The organism is Pseudomonas sp. HMSC063H08 (assembly GCF_001813645.1).
Lineage (GTDB): Bacteria > Pseudomonadota > Gammaproteobacteria > Pseudomonadales > Pseudomonadaceae > Pseudomonas > Pseudomonas aeruginosa.
Genome location: NZ_KV813480.1, coordinates 1 through 707, shown reverse-complemented (window position 1 = coordinate 707; position 707 = coordinate 1). Strand labels below are relative to the sequence as shown.

At 61.7% G+C, this 707-nt stretch carries 1 protein-coding gene; it reads left to right on the top strand.

All coding sequences use genetic code 11. The features are described 5' to 3' along the window. Window positions 1–707: DNA topoisomerase (locus HMPREF2924_RS20150; RefSeq protein WP_141765554.1), on the top strand; the 707-nt coding region annotated here is incomplete at both ends.

The following is a 707-nucleotide window of genomic DNA, read 5'->3' as shown; positions in this document are numbered from 1 at the left end:
ACCGTCGCACGGCTGAAGGAGCTGCGGCAGAAAGCCGTGGAAATCTACGTCGCATCGGACCCGGATCGCGAAGGCGAAAGCATCGGCTGGCACATCCTCCAGGCTGCCGGGATCAAGAACTACAAGCGCGTTGCCTTCAAGGAAATCACCAAGTCGTGCATCAGCGCCGAGCTCAGCTCACCACGCCGTCTGGACCTCCCGAAGGTCGCCTCGCAGGAATGCCGTCGCGTCATCGATCGCCTGGTGGGGTATCTGGTCACGCCAGAGCTGCGGCGTGTGATGGGTAGGCCAACCACCGCCGGGCGCGTGCAGTCCGTCGCCGTGTACCTGGTGGTCCTGCGAGAGCGGGAGATTCGCGCCTTCACAGCAATCAAGCATTTCGGGGTGGAACTGGCCTTCGTTTCGCCCAGCGACGGCCGCACCTGGAAGGCGGAGTGGGATCCAGTGCCCACGTTTGCCAGCAAGGAGTTCCCGTATGTCCAGGATCGTCAACTCGCAGAACTGGTGGGGGCTATACGCAATGTGATCGTCGAGACCTGCATTGATGGCGAAGAAACCGATACGCCTCCGGCGCCGTTCATCTCCTCTTCGCTCCAGATGGCCGCCGGGAATGCGCTGAAGTGGTCACCCGACAAGACGATGAAGATCGCCCAGCGGCTGTATGAACAGGGGCTCATCACCTACCACCGGACGGACAACCCCAATAT